Consider the following 16769-nt stretch of genomic DNA (forward strand, 5'->3'; position numbering starts at 1 on the left):
TCATTTTATATATCGAAGTGCGCTTCGTACACTAGCGTCACTGCCACGTCTTGCGTGGCGCCATAGCTTGAATGTTCCGATGCCACGCGCTGTGACTGTCACTTCATCCACTTCTACCTCCACCTCCGCGACCTTGCCGCAGCCGCCCGGTGCCCGCCTGCGCACTGGCGCCATCGCGCTGGGCCAGGTGGTGGCGCTGTCGGCCCTATGGCTGCTGGCGGACTGGTTGCGCGGGCGGCTGGGGTTGCCATTGCCGGCTGGTTTGCTTGGGCTCCTGGCCTTGGCCGCGCTGCTGTTCAGCGGGGCGGTGCGCGGTGGCTGGGTGCGTCGCGGGGCAAACTGGCTGCTGGGCGAGATGTTGCTGTTCTTCATCCCGGCGGTGCTGGCCGTGGTGCAGTACCCCGAACTGGTCCGGCATCAGGGCTGGCGGATCTGCGCGGTGATTGCCTTGAGCACGCTCGCGGTGATGGTGGTGACGGCGCTGGTGGTGGAGCAGGTGGTCCGTCTCGAACTCAGGCTGGCGCGCCGCGCGCGCCGTGCCACGCACAACCGGCAGCAGCACCATGCATGACTCCGTGCTGGCGGCGCTGAGCCTGGTGGCAACCGTTGCCTTCTATTACATCAACAAGCGCCTCTATGCGCGCCGTGCGCGGCTGTGGCTGATGCCGCTGCTGGCTACGCCGGTGGTGCTGATCGCGCTGGTGCTGGCCGCGCATGTGCCGTATCGCGACTACATCGCCGACACGCGCTGGCTGATGTGGCTGCTTGGCCCGGCCACCATCGCCTTCGCATTGCCGATCTACGATCACCGTGCGCTGGTGCGCCAGCATTGGCTATCGATTTCGGTTGGCGTGCTGGCAGCGGTGGTGACGTCGGTGCTCAGCTCGGTCTGGCTGGCGCGCGGTTTTGGCTTGCCGGTGATGCTGCAAAAGGGGTTGGCGGTGCGCTCGGTGACCACGCCGTTTGCCGTGGATGCGGTGCGCGCGCTCGGCGGGCCGCCGGATCTTGCCGCGATCTTTGTGGTCATGACCGGGCTGACGGGCATGGCGATTGGCGAGACCGTGCTGGCCTGCCTGCCCTCGGTGCGCAGCCGCCTGGCGCAAGGCGCAATCTTCGGCGCAGCAGCGCATGGTGCCGGCACGGCCAAGGCGAGGCAGCTGGGTGAAGTGCAGGGTGTGGTGGCATCGCTGGTGATGATGATCGCTGGGCTGGCCAGCGTGCTGGCCGCGCCGCTGATCCGCAGCGTGTTCTTTTGAGCGGGCTTGCGTAGTACTGCGCAATGACTGCGCGCACTTGGGCGCAGACGCTGAGTAGTACTGCGTAGCCCATGGCCTTGCGACCGCTCCGGGCGCAGGGTCTTTTGCGCACCCGCCAACGCGCCGCGCGAAATTGGCGCAAAATGCGGCACTTGCGCGATCGTGCCGGCGCGCGGACATGCGCCGCTCATCCGCACGTGGCTTGCCGTTCTTCCCGCCACGGCGCGCGCGCCGTCCCTCTGCGCCGATTGTGCGCACCGCACGCGCAAGCTTCACCGATCTCTCTCTCTCGTTTTTCAATAACAACATCATGCGATTACCGCTTCTCGCGCTGGCTGCCGCGGCCTTTGGCATTGGCACCACCGAATTCGTCATCATGGGGCTGTTGCCCGACGTTGCCGCCGACCTTGGCGTTTCCGCGCCGGCTGCCGGCATGCTGGTCTCGGGCTATGCCATCGGCGTGGCCGTGGGCGCGCCCATCCTGGCCATCCTGACCAACAAGTGGCCGCGCAAGACCGCGCTGGTGGGGCTGATGGGCTTGTTCATCCTCGGCAACGCGCTGTGCGCGCTGGCGCCCAACTATGCATTGCTGATGGCCGCGCGCGTGGTCACGGCGTTCTGCCACGCGGCGTTCTTCGGCATTGGCGCGGTGGTGGCCGCGGAGCTGGTCCCGCGTGAGAAGCGCGCGCAGGCGGTGGCATTGATGTTTACCGGGTTGACGGTAGCCAACGTGCTGGGCGTGCCGTTTGGCACTGCATTTGGGCATGCGTTGGGCTGGCGCTCCACGTTCTGGGCCGTCACCGTGATCGGCGTGGCCGCTGCGGCTGCGTTGGTGGCCTGGTTGCCCAAGGCCATCCCGATGCAGGCCGGCAGCATCCTGCGCGAGTTCCGCTCCATCGGCGCGGCGCAGGTGCAGCTGGCGCTGCTGATCAGCACGCTGGCATCGGTCAGCATGTTCACCGTGTTCACCTACATCGCCTACATCCTGCGTGACGTGACGGGCTTCACCGCGCAGCAGGAGAGCATGGTGCTGCTGTTGTTCGGGGCTGGCATCACCGTGGGCGGCCTGGCCGGCGGCAAGCTGGCCGACTGGAAGCTGATGCCCGCGCTGGCCAGCCTGCTGGCCGCGGTGGCGGTGGTGCAGCTGGTGTTCTCGTGGACCAGCCATTTTCCGGTGCCGACGCTCTTCACGCTGTTTGTGTGGGGCATGGTCAGCTTTGCCGTGGTGCCCGCCACGCAGGTGCGCGTGCTGGACAAGGCCAAGGGCGCGCCCAACCTGGCCTCCACGCTGAACCAGGGCGCGTTCAACCTGGGCAACGCCACCGGCGCGTGGCTGGGCGGGCTGATGATCAGCGCCGGCCTGCCGCTGACCCAGCTGCCGTGGCTGGGTGCGGCGGTGGCCGCGCTGGCGCTGCTGGCGGTGGGGGTGTCGGCGTCGCTGGACCGGGGTGGCCCGGTGGCGGCTTAGTACTAGCCCCGCCAAGGCTCGCGGAGTGCCGGCGGGGCCCGTCGGGCTGTAGGATGTTGCCAGCAACGTTTCTTCGGGCCCGGCATGGACTACGCACACATCCTCCAACGCATCCACCGCGACATCGCGCCCTTGCTCACTCAGGGCCGCGTAGCGGACTACATCCCCGAGCTCGGCAAAGTACCCGCCACGCATTTCGGCATGGCGCTGGTGTTTGCCGATGGCCGCAGCCATTGCGTGGGCGACGCCGCGGTGCCGTTCTCCATCCAGAGCATCTCCAAGCTGTTTGCCTGCACGCTGGCGTTCCAGTTGCTGGGCGAGGACCTGTGGCAGCGGGTCGGGCGCGAGCCTTCCGGCAACGCCTTCAACTCGCTTGTGCAACTGGAGTACGAGCAAGGCAAGCCGCGCAATCCGTTTATCAATGCTGGCGCGCTGGTGGTGACCGACGTGCTGTGCAGCCGTTTTGTCCAGGCGGAGACCGCGATGGTGCAGTTCCTGCGCCGGCTCAGCGGCAACCCGGCGATCGACTACGACCCGCGCGTGGCGCAGTCCGAGCGCGAGCATGCGGACCGCAATCGCGCCATGGCGTATTTCATGAAGGACTTTGGCCGCCTTGAGATGCCGGTGGACAAGGTCATCGACGCCTATTGCCGCCAATGCGCCATCACCATGAGCTGCGAGGACCTGGCGCGCGCGGCGCTGTTCCTGGCGCATGGCGGGGTGGTGCCGTGGAGCGGCGAGCGCGTGCTGGACGCCAGCCCCACCAAGCGCCTGTCGGCGCTGATGCTGACCTGCGGCACTTATGACGCTGCGGGGGATTTTGTCTATCGGGTGGGTTTGCCGGCCAAGAGCGGCGTGGGCGGCGGCATTGTGGCAGTGCTGCCCGGCAGGTGGTCCGTGTGCGTCTGGTCACCGGGGCTGGACCACAGCGGCAATTCGCTGGCCGGGGTGCAGGCGCTGGAGTGGCTGACGACGTTGAGCGGGTATTCGATTTTCTGAATAGTTTTCTGAGTTGAGACGCCAGTCAACCCAGCATCAACCCGGCATGCGCCAGCAAGTGGCGAAACACCGTCAGCCGGGCATCTCCCGTTTGCGCCAGCTTGCGGCAAACGTGCAGGTGCGCCGTCATGTCGCTGTGTCCGCGCAGGGCGTCCTTGCACTCGCGGTCCGAGATCTCCAGGTGGATGCCTGTGAGGATGGCGCAGCCCTTGCCCACGGGGGCGCTGACGATGGCGGGCGGGGTGCCTTCCAGGCCCGTGTACACGGCCAGGATCTGCGCCGCGTGGTTTGTTGCATCGCCGAAGTCGAAGCGGCAGCCGCCGTGGTAGTGCGCATACAGCGTGATCGGGGCATGGGTCAGGCTATGGGTGGTGCGTATTTCTGCTGCCGCGGTGCTTCGCGGTGTTGCGTCATACGCGACGCCCCGGGTGAGTTCGGGCAAGCAGCCAACCGCGACGGCATCCACGAAACTCAGTTCGCGCGGGCCGCAGATGGCACCTTCGGTGCCGGCATGGAAGGCAAGTTCCCTGCAGGCGTAGTACGCGCCCGCGCAGATGCCGAGGTAGGCGCCGCCTTCTTCGACAAAGCGCCGGATACGTGCGTTGGGTGCGCCGTTCAGGGCTGCGCAATAGGGCAGGTCCGCACCGCCCGGCATGACAAACATCACGGCATCATCAAAGAGCGTTTCGTCCTGCCGGATGTCGTCGGCCATGACCGCCCGGATCTCGTACGCGCCGGGAAGCAACTGCTGCCCGATCATCCGCATCAGGCGCGAGGTCCCGTCGGAGGTGCCGGCGTCGATATAGGTCAGGATCTGGGGCTTCGGCATGATGGTTTGGCCCTTTTTTGCCCGATTGGGCGCGATAGTGTGGCAGCGGTGCTGCGCGCCTCAGGTTTGCGCGCGGCGGTAAAACGCCAGCCCGCCAGCCAGCGCAATCAGCGTGCCGCCCGACAGCCGGTTCAGCCAGCGCATGCCGTCACCACGAAAGGCGTGCACAATGCGTGCGCCCAGCGCCGCGTACACCAGCATGACGGCCAGGTTCAGCAGGCATTGGGCCAGCGTCAGGATGGCGTACTGCGGCAGCAGCGCCGCGCTCGTCTCGATGAACTGGGGCAGGAAGGCCGAGATAAACAGCAGCGCCTTGGGATTGGTCAGCGCCACCAGGAAACTGCGTGAGAACAGGACGCGGCCCCGCGCCGCAGCCGTATCCGGTACGGTCTCCCGCACCGTCTGCGCTGTCTGCGGCTCCTTGCCTGAGCGCAGCATCTTCCACCCCACATACGCCAGGTAAGCGGCGCCAAACCACTTGATCGCCTCGAAGGCAACCTCGGACGCGGCGATGACGGCGCCAAGCCCTGCGGCCACGGTGACGACCAGGATGATGTCGGCCGCGAGCGCCCCGGCCATGCCCCAGCACGCCTTGCGTACACCATGCCTGGAGCCGTTGTTCAGGGCCAGCAGCACGGTCGGGCCGGGAGTGGCAATGGTCACGGCCGAGGCAAAGATGAAGAGCAGCAGGGTAGGGAGCGTCATGGTGCAATCTGGCTGGCGCACACGTGGGCGGGCGGGAGACATAGGATGATTGCCCGCCGGCAGATTGTCCAGTGCCTGGCATGCCCGGCGTTGCCGCGCCATGTGTTGCGCAATTGGCAAAAATGCAAGCCGGGATTGCACGAGATGAGCAGACATTGCGTGTTTTGATACGATGATGGTTAGAACGCAACGGTAGCCCGCAACCGCTATGGCGCTTGCGATGCGCGCTTGAACGACTAGCGTTCGCCCGGCGAGGTTGCGGTTCTCCAATAAAAAGCGGAGACGGCCATGATTAAAGAATACGCGTGGAAGAAGCGGGTTTTCGAGACCCATGAAGTACAAGTGCAGGTGCGGCCGAGAACGCCCACGGTCTGGGAGTACACGGTGCGGGTCTGCCGCCCGGGCACGAACATCCGGGCCGCGGGGACGTTGCTGGAATCGTCCAAGGTAACGGACCTGTTCCCCACGGCGGACGCGGCGGAGACGGCTGGTTTTGCCCACGGTGCGGAGCTGGCGAAACGGCTGGCCTAGGGTGCGGTTGATGCCCGGAAAGGGCTGGTAAACGTCGATTTGGTGCTTTTTGCCGGCTGATGGTGTAGCAGTGTGACTTTTTGTGGCGGGTGGTTTGGAGCGTACTTTGTGCCGTTATACTGCGCAGGTCGTTGCAACCACAGCGACCGGGTTTAGCGGCCCGCGGAAAAAGGTGACCAATCCGCCATCAATCCGCGTGAAAAAGGAGGCATACCCATGCCCCAGTCTTCGCTTGCTCGTCCCGGGCAAATCGTATCTTCCAAGCCAGCCATCCTCAGCCAGCGCCCGCGCGCCTGCCAACGGAGGGCGCCCGATGCATAGGTACCCGCACTACAACATCACCGCCCAGCGCGCCGGGCGTGACACCTTCCTCACGGCCCACGCCCCTTCTGAAAGCCCGCTAAGCCTCGCCGCCGAGAAAACCGCGCAACTCAACGCGCTGCTTTCGGTGGCTGTCGAGAACGCTGCTGGCGGCTCCTTGTGCAACATCACCGAAGAGACGCAGAGCCATCTGCTTTCGCTGGCGGCCGTGCTCGCGCATGAAACGCTGGTGCTGAGCGAGTTGGCCGCCCAGGACGATGAGGGTGAGGGTGAGGGGGAGGGCGGCGATGGATGATGGCTGGCCGGCCGTCTAGCCACAGGGGGGAAGATGGGCGCGCGGCGCATGACATCGATACGGTACTTCGCGCGCATCGCAGCTTGGCGGCGCCAAACAAAGTGCACTACAACACGCGCTGCCGATCGCGCTGCCAATCGCGCGCTTGCGGCCCCATGCAGCCATCGACTATGTTGAATCTCAAGGCCGATGTGGCCGCGTCGATGAGGAGCCGTGATGAACAGGGTCATAGGACACCTGGCCGTGCTCGTTGTCCTTGGCCTGTCTGTCTTGCATGGGGCGCAGGCCTCCGACATCGACTGTAAGTCAGCGTTCGGCGCGGGATCGGTCCGCTGTGAAGATCCCAACGGCAACGGGATGCGATGTGGCCTGGCGACCGACGGGCGCTCGCGCAACAAGCACCTGGTCTGCGATAACGCGGAGCTTTCGACGCGCTACGAGCGCATCTATGCCGAACAGCAGAGGCTGCTGCACAGCGGCGTCACCAACGATGCCGACGTCCGCGCCTGGCGCAGCAAGCGCGATGCCTGCGGGTCCGTGCGCTGTCTTGATAGCCTGTTCCATGAATGGTGGCGGTGGCGGGACGTTGCCCGCATGAAGCCGGCACGGCCCGCCGTTGCGCCGAGCAAGCCCGTTGTACCAAGCACGACCGTTGTGCCGAGCACCGCCGTTGCAGCCTCTGTCCCGCCAAAGCAGGAGCCGGCACCTCCCGCGCAAGACCCGGCGACGCCGACTCAGTTGGCTGCCGTGCCAGAGAGCGCGCAATCGAGCGAGCCGACATCGCCGGCGGTCGCCGACGTTCAGGCGCCGCCCGCCTCGATCGAAACCGGGCAAGTCCCGCCCGAGCCAGCCTCTCGCGCCATGGTGTCGCCAGGCTTATCGCCAGGCTTGTTGTCAGGCTTGCTGATGGGCTTTGCCGCCTTCAGCATTGGCGTGGCCTGGCTTTGGAAACGCAAGCGAGATCGGCGCGCCTCGCCTAAACATGAACGGCGTCGGGCCATCTCCGCAGGCATGGCGATCCTGTACGGCTTGCTCATCGTGAATGTGCTGCTCCTGGCGTTCACGCTGAGGTCGAGTTAACACACCTTGTTTTCACACGGCTGGCCAAGACAATCGTCAATGGTCAACCTGACCCTTCGGAAGCGCTTAGGCGCTTGGCCCGGTGAGGGCCGGTTCTACGGCCGGCATGCCGGCCGTAAAATGTGGACTACCGAATGGCATTGGAGTGTCCTCAATATGCGCATGCTGGCGGTTCTGACTTGTGCGCTATGGTCGGTTTCGGCCATGGCCGGCGGACTGGAGGTCGGCGAGGCGGTCCCGGCTTTCGACATCAAGCTCACCGATGGTCGCCATGTCACGCCGAGCGCCGCGGCGGGCCGAGTTACGATCATCAACTTCTGGGCGACCTGGTGCGCGCCATGCCGCAAAGAAATGCCAGCGCTTGAAGCGTTCTATCGAGAACATCACGCGCAAGGCGTGGACGTGATTGCCGTCAGCATTGACAAGCCCAGCGACCAGGCCGAGGCGCAGGCGGTAATGAAGTCCTACACGTTTGCGCTGGCTTTCGTTGGCGATGCCGACGTGAAGGGCTTCGGCCGCCTGTGGCGAATTCCGGTGACATTCGTGATCGACCAGAACGGCATCCTGCGCAGGGATGGCTGGCATGCCGAGCCCACTGTCGACCTGGAATTGCTCGAGAAGCAAGTCGTGCCGCTGCTCAAGCGTTAGGCTACCGCGACGCCGGCCGGAAGCTGCGCCCCCCAGCCGGTTCAACTCGGTCAGAAGACGTAGCGGGTGCCGATCGTACCCGTCCAGCGAGGGGCCAGTTGCAGCCCGTTGACCCGCTGGTAGATTGGCACCTGGACAAAGGCGTAGAGCTTGACGTGCTTGCTGATGTTCACCGTGGCGCCCGGGCTCAGATAAACCAGGGTACCGCCACTATTTTCGGTGTCGGCATTGTCGCCAAGGTCTCGCTTGGCAATTCTGGTGTTGATCTGCAACTGCGGCGTAACAGCTTCAAAATGCAAATACCGCACCCCGGCGTTGACTGACAGGGACATGCCCGGCTTGTATTGTTCCCGATAATCTAGCGGCACCTGCAGCATCGCTTGGGCGAAGCCGTCGAAATCCTGGCTTATCGCTCCATAGTAATAGGCGCCCGCCATCAGGTCGGTAGTGCCGGTGCCAAACTGCAGGCCACGGTCAAGCGGCGAGCCGGCGGAAGGCCCCGAATTGAAGTTCTGGTGAAAACCTCCTGTTGGAAGCTTGACGCCGAATTGCAGGCCGAAGTTCTTGCTCTCCAGGAGTCCCTGGTATCGGCCCACCACGCGCACATCGCCCAGGCCGTTGCCGGACGAGCCGGATACGTCCGTGTCTCCTGGCGAGATCGTGGTATGGGTCCGGCTGACATAGGGCACCTGGACATTGACGCCCCAATCGGCGTTGAAGCTGTAATCGACGCCGAGCGTAGTGTAGCGGTTGATTGTGCCTTGCTCGACTTCGCGGTCGTTCGGGACAGCGAGGCTGCCGCGGTCGACCGCGTGCGTGCCGGATCGTAACTGCGATTGGTTCAGGTAGTCGTAGCGTAGGTCGAGTCGCAGGCCTGCATCGGCATAGTAGCCTTGGCTGTCCCAGTCGGAACTCAGCGTGCAACCGCAGCTTGCGCACGCGAACGCAAAGGTGGGGAATAGCAGGGCGGCACCTGTGGTGCCGGCGCGAAGGATCGGATTCATGGCGTTCTGGGCATACGGGGGCGAACCGGTGGTCCGCCCGTGGCAAGAGCGCGGGCTTTTGGCGCGCGCGGGTGGTCAGGCGATGGTGCCTATGCCAAGGGTGGCGCTCGAGCTGTCGCGCGAAGGATGCCCGGAGGCCGATACGCATTGCGCTGCGGCACTGCCCGCACGAAACCAAGCTGGCTGAGGTGAGGCAGAAACACAAGTGGGGCGTGCGTTATCGCATCCGTGCCGCCGATGTCCGCGCAGAGCAGACAGCAGAGGCGATCGTCGAGGCTCTGGTGGTCCCCGGGAGCGTCCTCATCGGGCGCCACTTGATCATCGCTGGAGACGACGCGGTTTCCGCCTGCGCTGCAGATTGTGTGATCTATCACCCCCTCGGCCGATTGTGCGTGGGCCATCATCGGCCATGGCGCGTGCAACGCCATGCCAAGCAGCGCAAGCCACAAGATGAGCCGATGTGCGAACGACATATCGTGCAGAGAAAATGGGTCGCTGATTATCGTGGTGGGTGGCCGCCAAAGCCGACGCGTTCAGTCCTCGTTTTGCGTGATCCCGGGTGGGACACAAAGCCGCACCCACTGACATCGTGGCTGCCATGTGTAGCATCGGGCATTCACTGTCCCTTCCCTTGTCATAGTGAGCCTACGCCGGGATTTCCCTGCTCTTTGTGCGTTACACCACGAAAGCGGTGGTGCATGATGCGGCGCCATCAAGTCGATGTCTCTTTTTGTTTCCGGTGACTTGTCATTAAGGAGCTTGGCATCAAGCCTTCAGACAAAGTACCCGCAGCGTGTATCCTCTGCACTCACTGAACAGCAAGGACATGAATACAGTGAACAGGGAAATCACCTTAATGCGTCACGGCCAGCCGAATCTGGCCGTGTTCGACAAGGTTTCGGCACGCGATATGCAACGCTGGATTGAGCAATATGATCTATCCGAAATCATTGACCAGCCCGCCCCGGAATACAGCCCGATTGCTAGCTGTTCTGTCCTACGAACGTTCGAATGATCGCAACGGGTCGGTCAGAGACGATAGCAGTTTCGCGCGAGCGTCCGAGCCAACACCAGCCACTGGAGGTCGCGACAGGAATCCGCGACAATCAGCCAAAATTCGAATACAGGGAGCGTCGCAAATGCTGATTGCCTTCGGAGGACTACCGGGCACCGGAAAGACAACGGTAGCGAAAACACTTGCACGCAAGCTCGCCGCGGTTTATCTGCGTATTGATACGTTGGAACAGGCACTTATTGTGGCCGGGAGCGACGGGGCCGATATCGGCCCTGCGGGCTATCTGGCCGGATATGCCGTTGCAAAAGATAATCTGTGCCTTGGGATGACCGTCGTCGCGGACTCGGTCAATTCGTTGCATGTGACGCGTAGCTCCTGGAGAAGCGTGGCGCTCGAAGCAGGTGTGCGCATCTTCGAGATTGAGCTGATTTGTTCTGATACAACGGCGCACCGTCTGAGGGTCGAGGGGCGCCAGGCAGATATCCTAGGCCACAAGCTGCCGACATGGAAGAACGTGCTTGAACGTCAATATGACGCATGGGAATCAGACCATCTTATAGTCGACACAGCTAACGTTTCAGTTGAACAGGCCGTTGAAATTATCACTCACCGCCTTTCGATGTCACCTGCGGCGAGTCGATTGCTCTAGTGTTCGAGACAATTGCGTTGTCGCGTGCCCGATGGCAGCGTGACGGCCAAAGCGCTGGATCACAGCCTCAAAAACTGGGCGACGCTGACGCGCAACCTGCTCGATGGCGAGGGGAGCGTGGACAACAACAGCTTGGGGAACCTGATCCGTCCTTGGGCGATGGGTAGGCGCGCATGGTTGTTCGCCGGCAGCGAAATGGCCGGCCAGCGTGCCGCGGTTGTGATGAGCCTGGTGCAATCAGCCAAAGTTCATGGACATGATCCGTGGGCCTACCTCAACGATATGTTGACCCGCCTGCCTACACACCTGAACAGCCGCATCGACGAGCTGCTTCCTCACCACCGGCGTCCCGCGCGCTGAGCGCGTCCGCTACACGCACAAACGTCCGTCCAATGACAAGGTGGGCCGGCGGGACGCTCACATCGAACGTGCTGGGGCACGGCGATCGGCGTTAGCGCAATGGCGATGATCGGGCCGCTCACCTCGCGCTGGGCTTGCGGGTCCGGGCCCTGGCGTTCGGTTTCGGGCCCGTCGTCGCCCGTGGGGGCGTGCCCAGATACGGCTGGTGCCCATGGGCGGATTCGTCCAATTCAAGGGTTCCACGACCGAGTTGCTCGAGGACTGGGAAACCCACGATGCGCTCGACGCCCAACCTGCCTGGCGTCAGATCGCCATTCCGCTGGCCGGCATCGGCGCGCTGCTCACGCTCGGTTTGGTCGGTCTGGGCAGCGAAATCCTGCCCCAGTTCCTCGACGGTTTCAGCCAGATCGCTGGCGGACCGCTGTCGCCCGAGGGCGATGCGCAGCAGTACCTGCGGGCCGCCGGCGGCGCCTTCGCGCGGTCGTCGTTCCTTGGTCTGCTGGGGCTGGTGGCAGTCAAGGCGGCAGCCTTTAACCTGCTGCCACTGCCGGCATTGAACAGCGGGGACATCGTCGCTATGCTGGTGCGCAAGATTGGCATCGTCCGCTACTGGCCGGTCTACTTGACCCGGGCGCTGACATTGCTCTATCTGGCGATGCTCCTGTCCTGGGTGTACGCCTTCGGCATCTCCGGCCGCCAGACGGCCCGCTTCAGACCACGGCAACCCAGCGCCAGAAACGGTTCCAGCGCGACGTGCCGTTCGCCACCCACTGTCGGCGCAGCCCTTCCACCAAGTCATCCAGCAGCGGCAACTGTTTGCGCACATCCTTGGTGCGCACGATGCGCCCGCTTGAGGAGCACAACGCTCCCCGTGCGCGACGACTTCAGGAATGCGGTCAGTCGATGTGGAGCTTCAGATTGATCTCGAGCGTCCGCTTCGGCGGCTTTGTTGCCGAGCCCTCCCATGTCGTCGTCGAGCGCCGCATCGCCGGCCAGCCAGACACACGAATTAACGCCGCGCGTGTCCCTTTGGTGTTGACTTTGCCATCGCACGGTGTCGCCAATTGTGCTTCCTATACGATTGGCGTGCCGAGCCGGTCGAGAACGGGCAACAGTTCGGCCGGTTCCGGTCGACGGGTGTAGTCGGGGTTCACCTCGGCATAGACGATCATGCCGTTCTGCTCGATGACATAGCGGGCCGGCATCGGCAGGGTCCATGAAGGATCGTCGTTGATGACAGCCAGATCGTTTTTGAAGGCGGTCTTGTAGATGTCGATCAGATAGTCTGGCAACGCGAAGCGCAGGCCATACGCGTCGGCTACTGTACCGCGTGGGTCGATCAGAATCGGGAAACCGAGCTTATTGTCTCTGATCGACTTGCGGCTGTTCGCTGCGGTCTGCATTGAAATGGCGACCAGCTGTGCGCCCCGAGCCGCGACGTCGCTGCGGGCCTCTTCCAGCGCCTGAAGTTCCATATTGCAGTAGGGACACCAGACCCCGCGATAGAAGGTCAAAACCACCGGCCCATTGGCCAGAAGATCTGCAAGATTGATCGTTTGACCGTCGGTATTCTCGAGCGCAAACGTTGGCGCTCTGTCGCCTGCCTTTTTCGCTCGCTCCGCTTGGCCTGAGACGACGAGTTCCTCGGTTGACCTGTGAAGTTTCTCCACCACGGAACTCGGGATTCTCGTACCAGATTCGACGTCTGCTCTGAAGGTGTCGAGCTTTTCTTTCAAAGACATAGCGATTTCCATTTAGGGAATAACTGAATAAAGGCATGTACACCGGCAGTGGCTCTGCGCTTTCGCAAAACCGATCTGTCGCTTCATCTCTGACTCATCTCTCAGGCACAAATATGACAGCGCTTACGAGCCACTCAACGATGACTGCCACGCAGATTAAATCAGCCTTTCCTTTGCTGTTGCTTCGGCTGGCTCAGCGGTGCGTCGTCGACAGGATGCGACTGCGAGGAACCCCGTTCCCATCTGTAACAAGAGCTAGGCGCGACGGGTACTGTCTTGAGAACGTCCGCCGGCCGAAGTCGGCTGGAACTTACGTCCCAGCCGACCAAGCCAGCGCTTCCGAGCGCCGCCTTCAGGCGGTAGCGGCGGCGAACTTCAAAGCTTCGGCGCGATAGAGGGAAATCATGTCGGCCATCATTCCTTCGAACTTGCCCACCGCCGCGGGACCTGCGCTTGCCGCGGTTCCGGTGCCGAATGGCGGATGCGGGTCGTACTCGACGATAAATTCGGCCAGTTCCGCGACCTGTCGCCCGAACGCCTGTTCCGCCACGAGAAGGGCCGCTTCGAAACTGCCCACGCTCGGACCGGCGGTATAGACATTCCCATCCGCGACAACTCCACCCGTGACGACCTCCGTCACGCCGTAGTGAGGCAGAATCGAGTGGGAGTTATGGCTGATCGTTGCGCGCTTGCCTCGCAGAAACCCGGCGGCACCGAGCGTCAGTACGCCATTGCAAACGCCGATGAGGTAGCGCGCCATTTTTCCCCGGGTCGCGACAAAGTCCACAACTTCGCGATCGGTCTGCACTTCCGGAGGCATCATCGGCACGGCGATGACATCCAGGTCAGGGCAATCGGAAAAGGTCGCTGTGGGGAGCGTCCAAAAGCCCTGGAAACCTTCGACCGGCTCGCGCGACTTCCAGACCAAGTAAATTTCGGCGCCAGGCAACGTGCCAAGGACGGCCTGGACACCAACCATGTCCAGCGGAAAGTAGCCGGGGCCGATCATAATGCCGACCCGGAACGGAGGGCCCTTTTTTGCGGTCGCGTCGCGAAGCCTGTTGAGAGAAGGAATGTCTGTTTTCAGGGATTCATTGGTCATCATTACGCTCGCTTTCTATTGATACTCAAAGAGACATCGATTGGAGATATGGTTGTAATCAAACGGCCGCATCTAGCAGCTGCGGCGCTTCTTGGTCTGTGGGACTGGGCACATCCTCGCCGACGACGCTCATCACCTTCCGGCGCGTTTTGTCGACGACGAGCCGCACGGTGTCGGGGCGCGAATAATGTCCCACAGGATCGGCGGCACTCTTGGAGAGGACGATTTTGGTGGGATCGAGGTCGGCATAGAGAATGCCTTCCTCATCCTCGGGCAGAGGCGAACACAAAGGATGGCCATCCAGCCCATAGATCATGGAGAAGCCGCCTCCCGGCTTGCCGGTAGTCGGACTCAGCAGCTTGACACGGGGGGCCGCCTGTACGCACGCGGCTTTGATCGCTTCCATCGCCTTTCTTCACGTTGATATGTAGTCGCCTAGACTATTCCTTTGCCGTCCGCGCACTTTTCTGGTGGCGAGGTAATAGTTGTTTCCAAGCGCAGTGCGACAAATCGCTCCAGGAGAAAAATGCCCAATGTGTCACGTGTCGCTGATGCATTGAGATTGGAGCGGTCACGTGATATCGTGGCTGCCTCCAAATGCCGTATTTCGTGCAGCGGGTGGCGGGATGAACAGGTTCCATTCCACGACAGGTGTAGCCGACTCCAAACGGTTCGCCTACTGGCAGGATGTCGTGTGCAACACATTTGTGCAGATAGATTGTGTTCCGCTGTCGGATCGCCCTTTTTTTGGCGAAATTAGTACGGCACAGGTCGACGACTTGCAATTTTCCCAGGTGCGTAGCCGCGACCATCAAGTGATTCGTACGTCCCAGCGGATCGACGGCGGGCGTGAGGAGTACGCCCTCATGCAGTTTCAGTTGAGCGGCAATAGCACGGTTGTGCAGGACGGGCGGGATGCAACGATCACCGCCGGAGATTGTGTCTGCTACGATTCCGTCCGTCCGTACACGCTTCAATTCCGCGATGATTTCGAAGCGCTGGTTTTCCAAATTCCCCGGCAACGATTAGTCGGCCGCTTGGGGCAAACGGAACGGATGACCGCTCGTGCCGTCCGTGGCGGTAGCCTGTTAGGTACCTTGACGGTGCCCTTCCTGCGCCAACTTGGCGGCGTGGTGTCGCAGGTCGATCCGGCCATGGCGCGTCGTCTATCCTCCATCGCCGTCGATCTGGTGACCGCTGCTCTGAGTGACTTAATCTCCGCCGACGAGCGTCGACCGAGTTGGGCCGGTACCGCACTGAAGTGCCGGGCCAAGGCGGTAATCGAAGAGTCGCTGCACAATCCTGATCTCAATACGGAAAGGGTGGCGTCAGTCCTCGGCATCTCGCCTCGCTATCTGCAGTCGCTGTTCCGCGAGGAGGGGGAAACAGTCAGTGACTGTATTTGGAGCAGGCGCCTGGAACGCGCGCGACGCGACCTGGCTGATCCGCTGTTGGCGGCTAGATATATCAGCCAGATCGCAATGGACAATGGCTTCAATAATTTTGCCCACTTTAGCAAGCGGTTTCGCGCCGCCTTCGGCATGTCGCCGCGCGAATACAAGGCGACGCTCGTTCGAGATTGAAAGCGTTTTCGGAAAGTTCCGCCTAGCCTAGCCTCGATCGCATTGGCGATCTTGAGCACTCGGGCGTCGCCGCCTGCATGGCCTTGAATTGCCGTGCCGATGGCCGCCGCTGATCCGGTTGTGTCGCGATAAAGACGGGACGAAGTTGTTCGCGTCAAGTAGGGGCCAATATGGCCCTACTTGGGCTGCCCTAGCCCCTTTAGCCCGGCTCGCCGTCTCGCGCGAAACGTCGCGCGTACTCGTTGGGGCTCACGCCCATACGTCTTATGAACGCCTTTCGCAGCACGTCGACGCTACGATAACCGCATCGACGTGCGATCTCTTCCGTCGAATTCCGCCCCAACTCGAATGCCCGGCAGGCAGCTTCTAACCGCACCTCTTCCACATACTTGGCGGGCGTGACGTTTAATTCCCGTCGAAACGTACGGATAAGCGTCCTGACACTGGTTGATAGTCTGTCTGCCAGTATCTCTACCGTAAGCTCCGCATGCAAATGCTCGCCGATCCAAAGGCACAACTCGTCCAGGCTCGAACTCGACGCCCGCTGCGATCGAAGGGCGACGCTGAACTGCGCTTGCCCGCCTGGCCGTCGCAGGAATAGGACTAAAGTCTTCGCAATTTCCAGCGCGGCGTCATCTCCTAGGTCTTCGGCTACCAGCGCGAGCGCTAGATCGATCCCTGCGGAGATGCCGGCCGAGGTATACACATTGCCATCTTTCACCCAGATAGGCGTCGGATCGACCGCGACTTTTGGGTAGCGTTCAGCCAATTGTGTTGCCATACACCAATGAGTTGTCGCTCTACGACCGTCCAGTAGTCCTGCATCTGCCAACGCGAACGCGCCAACACATATTGAGCATACGCGGCGCACTGACGGTGACTTGGTTCGGATCCACTCAATCGCTGCTGGATCAAGTCGGTCGATTGCCTTCAAGCCCGAAGCGACAATCAAGGTGTCGATCGACTCGTCGCTACGGCTCTCCTGTTCAAGCGTCCTGTGCCCCCGTAGTCCGATGCCGATTTCGCTTTCCAGACACACATCCGCACTGCAGCATACCAATTCAATTGTGTAGGGAGCGGGCCCATCGAGTAGCCGGTTCGCAAAGGAGAACACTTCGGCAGGTCCGATCACGTCAATCGCATCGACCGGCGGCAAACCCAAAATCACGATTCGCCTATGCC

The 16769-nt window shown here is 62.4% G+C and carries 20 protein-coding genes and 1 pseudogene; 13 read left to right on the forward strand and 8 right to left on the reverse strand.

Going from position 1 to position 16769, the window contains the following annotated elements:
* Positions 1 to 91 precede the first annotated feature (91 nt).
* From AC07XB_RS19865 to AC07XB_RS19880, 4 genes are all read left to right on the forward strand, one after another.
* Complete coding sequence (locus AC07XB_RS19865) at positions 92 to 571, forward strand: CidA/LrgA family protein (protein ID WP_492829510.1); 480 nt, start codon at positions 92 to 94, stop codon at positions 569 to 571.
* On the forward strand, positions 564 to 1256 hold the full coding sequence (locus AC07XB_RS19870; protein ID WP_492807060.1) for an LrgB family protein: 693 nt from the start codon (positions 564 to 566) through the stop codon (positions 1254 to 1256). Before AC07XB_RS19865 ends, AC07XB_RS19870 begins: the two co-directional genes overlap by 8 nt.
* A gap of 310 nt (positions 1257 to 1566) precedes the next feature.
* Positions 1567 to 2724, forward strand: a complete 1158-nt coding sequence (locus tag AC07XB_RS19875) for an MFS transporter (protein ID WP_150990695.1) — start codon at positions 1567 to 1569, stop codon at positions 2722 to 2724.
* An 84-nt stretch (positions 2725 to 2808) separates the two neighbouring features.
* Positions 2809 to 3723 (forward strand): glutaminase, encoded by a 915-nt coding sequence (locus AC07XB_RS19880; RefSeq protein WP_492829512.1) that lies wholly within the window; start codon positions 2809 to 2811, stop codon positions 3721 to 3723.
* 25 nt (positions 3724 to 3748) lie between these two features.
* Here AC07XB_RS19880 and AC07XB_RS19885 read toward each other — a convergent pair whose 3' ends face one another.
* Together AC07XB_RS19885 and AC07XB_RS19890 are read right to left on the reverse strand one after the other, a co-directional pair.
* Positions 3749 to 4552: a BPL-N domain-containing protein gene (locus AC07XB_RS19885; protein ID WP_492829514.1), complete on the reverse strand. Its 804-nt coding sequence runs from the start codon at positions 4550 to 4552 to the stop codon at positions 3749 to 3751.
* 60 nt (positions 4553 to 4612) lie between these two features.
* Positions 4613 to 5257, reverse strand: coding sequence for a LysE family translocator (locus AC07XB_RS19890; protein ID WP_492829516.1), 645 nt, complete (start codon positions 5255 to 5257; stop codon positions 4613 to 4615).
* Between the two features lie 288 nt (positions 5258 to 5545).
* On the opposite strand from AC07XB_RS19890, the gene AC07XB_RS19895 reads away from it, so the two are divergent.
* The 4 genes from AC07XB_RS19895 (at position 5546) to AC07XB_RS19910 (ending at position 8132) form a co-directional block, all read left to right on the forward strand.
* Positions 5546 to 5788 carry a hypothetical protein gene (locus AC07XB_RS19895; RefSeq protein ID WP_150990685.1) on the forward strand — a complete coding sequence of 81 codons (243 nt, stop codon included), beginning with the start codon at positions 5546 to 5548 and terminating at the stop codon, positions 5786 to 5788.
* A gap of 313 nt (positions 5789 to 6101) precedes the next feature.
* Entirely contained in the window at positions 6102 to 6404 is a 303-nt protein-coding gene (locus AC07XB_RS19900) for a hypothetical protein (protein ID WP_492829518.1), read from the forward strand.
* 243 nt (positions 6405 to 6647) lie between these two features.
* The gene (locus tag AC07XB_RS19905) at positions 6648 to 7484 is read left to right on the forward strand and encodes a GntR family transcriptional regulator (protein WP_493688093.1); all 837 of its coding nucleotides are present in this window, start codon (positions 6648 to 6650) and stop codon (positions 7482 to 7484) included.
* A gap of 39 nt (positions 7485 to 7523) precedes the next feature.
* Positions 7524 to 8132, forward strand: coding sequence for a TlpA family protein disulfide reductase (locus AC07XB_RS19910; protein WP_492372127.1), 609 nt, complete (start codon positions 7524 to 7526; stop codon positions 8130 to 8132).
* A 50-nt stretch (positions 8133 to 8182) separates the two neighbouring features.
* On the opposite strand, the gene AC07XB_RS19915 is transcribed toward AC07XB_RS19910, so the two are convergent.
* Positions 8183 to 9136, reverse strand: a complete 954-nt coding sequence (locus AC07XB_RS19915; RefSeq protein ID WP_492372128.1) for a TonB-dependent receptor — start codon at positions 9134 to 9136, stop codon at positions 8183 to 8185.
* An 89-nt stretch (positions 9137 to 9225) separates the two neighbouring features.
* A complete protein-coding gene (locus tag AC07XB_RS19920; protein WP_492372129.1) occupies positions 9226 to 9609 on the reverse strand; it encodes a DUF2946 family protein in 384 nt (127 codons plus the stop codon).
* Between the two features lie 353 nt (positions 9610 to 9962).
* Here AC07XB_RS19920 and AC07XB_RS19925 point away from each other — a divergent pair, with 353 nt between their 5' ends.
* The 4 genes and pseudogenes from AC07XB_RS19925 (at position 9963) to AC07XB_RS19940 (ending at position 12082) form a co-directional block, all read left to right on the forward strand.
* Positions 9963 to 10151, forward strand: coding sequence for a hypothetical protein (locus AC07XB_RS19925; RefSeq protein WP_492372130.1), 189 nt, complete (start codon positions 9963 to 9965; stop codon positions 10149 to 10151).
* A gap of 124 nt (positions 10152 to 10275) precedes the next feature.
* Positions 10276 to 10800, forward strand: a complete 525-nt coding sequence (locus AC07XB_RS19930; protein WP_492829521.1) for a P-loop nucleotide/nucleoside kinase family protein — start codon at positions 10276 to 10278, stop codon at positions 10798 to 10800.
* Positions 10801 to 10824: 24 nt separating this feature from the next.
* A pseudogene (locus AC07XB_RS19935) lies at positions 10825 to 11160 on the forward strand (transposase domain-containing protein); the annotation flags it as partial.
* A gap of 205 nt (positions 11161 to 11365) precedes the next feature.
* Positions 11366 to 12082 (forward strand): hypothetical protein, encoded by a 717-nt coding sequence (locus AC07XB_RS19940; protein ID WP_492372132.1) that lies wholly within the window; start codon positions 11366 to 11368, stop codon positions 12080 to 12082.
* A gap of 151 nt (positions 12083 to 12233) precedes the next feature.
* Here the strand turns inward: AC07XB_RS19940 and AC07XB_RS19945 are convergent, their stop codons facing one another.
* The 3 genes from AC07XB_RS19945 to AC07XB_RS19955 form a co-directional block, all read right to left on the reverse strand.
* Positions 12234 to 12902 carry a peroxiredoxin-like family protein gene (locus tag AC07XB_RS19945; protein ID WP_492372133.1) on the reverse strand — a complete coding sequence of 223 codons (669 nt, stop codon included), beginning with the start codon at positions 12900 to 12902 and terminating at the stop codon, positions 12234 to 12236.
* A 352-nt stretch (positions 12903 to 13254) separates the two neighbouring features.
* Positions 13255 to 14007 carry a DJ-1/PfpI family protein gene (locus AC07XB_RS19950; protein ID WP_492372134.1) on the reverse strand — a complete coding sequence of 251 codons (753 nt, stop codon included), beginning with the start codon at positions 14005 to 14007 and terminating at the stop codon, positions 13255 to 13257.
* Between the two features lie 55 nt (positions 14008 to 14062).
* Entirely contained in the window at positions 14063 to 14410 is a 348-nt protein-coding gene (locus AC07XB_RS19955; protein WP_492829524.1) for a hypothetical protein, read from the reverse strand.
* 220 nt (positions 14411 to 14630) lie between these two features.
* Here AC07XB_RS19955 and AC07XB_RS19960 point away from each other — a divergent pair, with 220 nt between their 5' ends.
* Positions 14631 to 15587 carry an AraC-like ligand-binding domain-containing protein gene (locus AC07XB_RS19960; protein ID WP_492372136.1) on the forward strand — a complete coding sequence of 319 codons (957 nt, stop codon included), beginning with the start codon at positions 14631 to 14633 and terminating at the stop codon, positions 15585 to 15587.
* Positions 15588 to 15786: 199 nt separating this feature from the next.
* Here the strand turns inward: AC07XB_RS19960 and AC07XB_RS19965 are convergent, their stop codons facing one another.
* A complete protein-coding gene (locus AC07XB_RS19965; protein ID WP_492829526.1) occupies positions 15787 to 16755 on the reverse strand; it encodes a GlxA family transcriptional regulator in 969 nt (322 codons plus the stop codon).
* Positions 16756 to 16769: the final 14 nt, after the last annotated feature.

Source organism: Cupriavidus sp. GW821-FHT02F09, assembly GCF_059421605.1.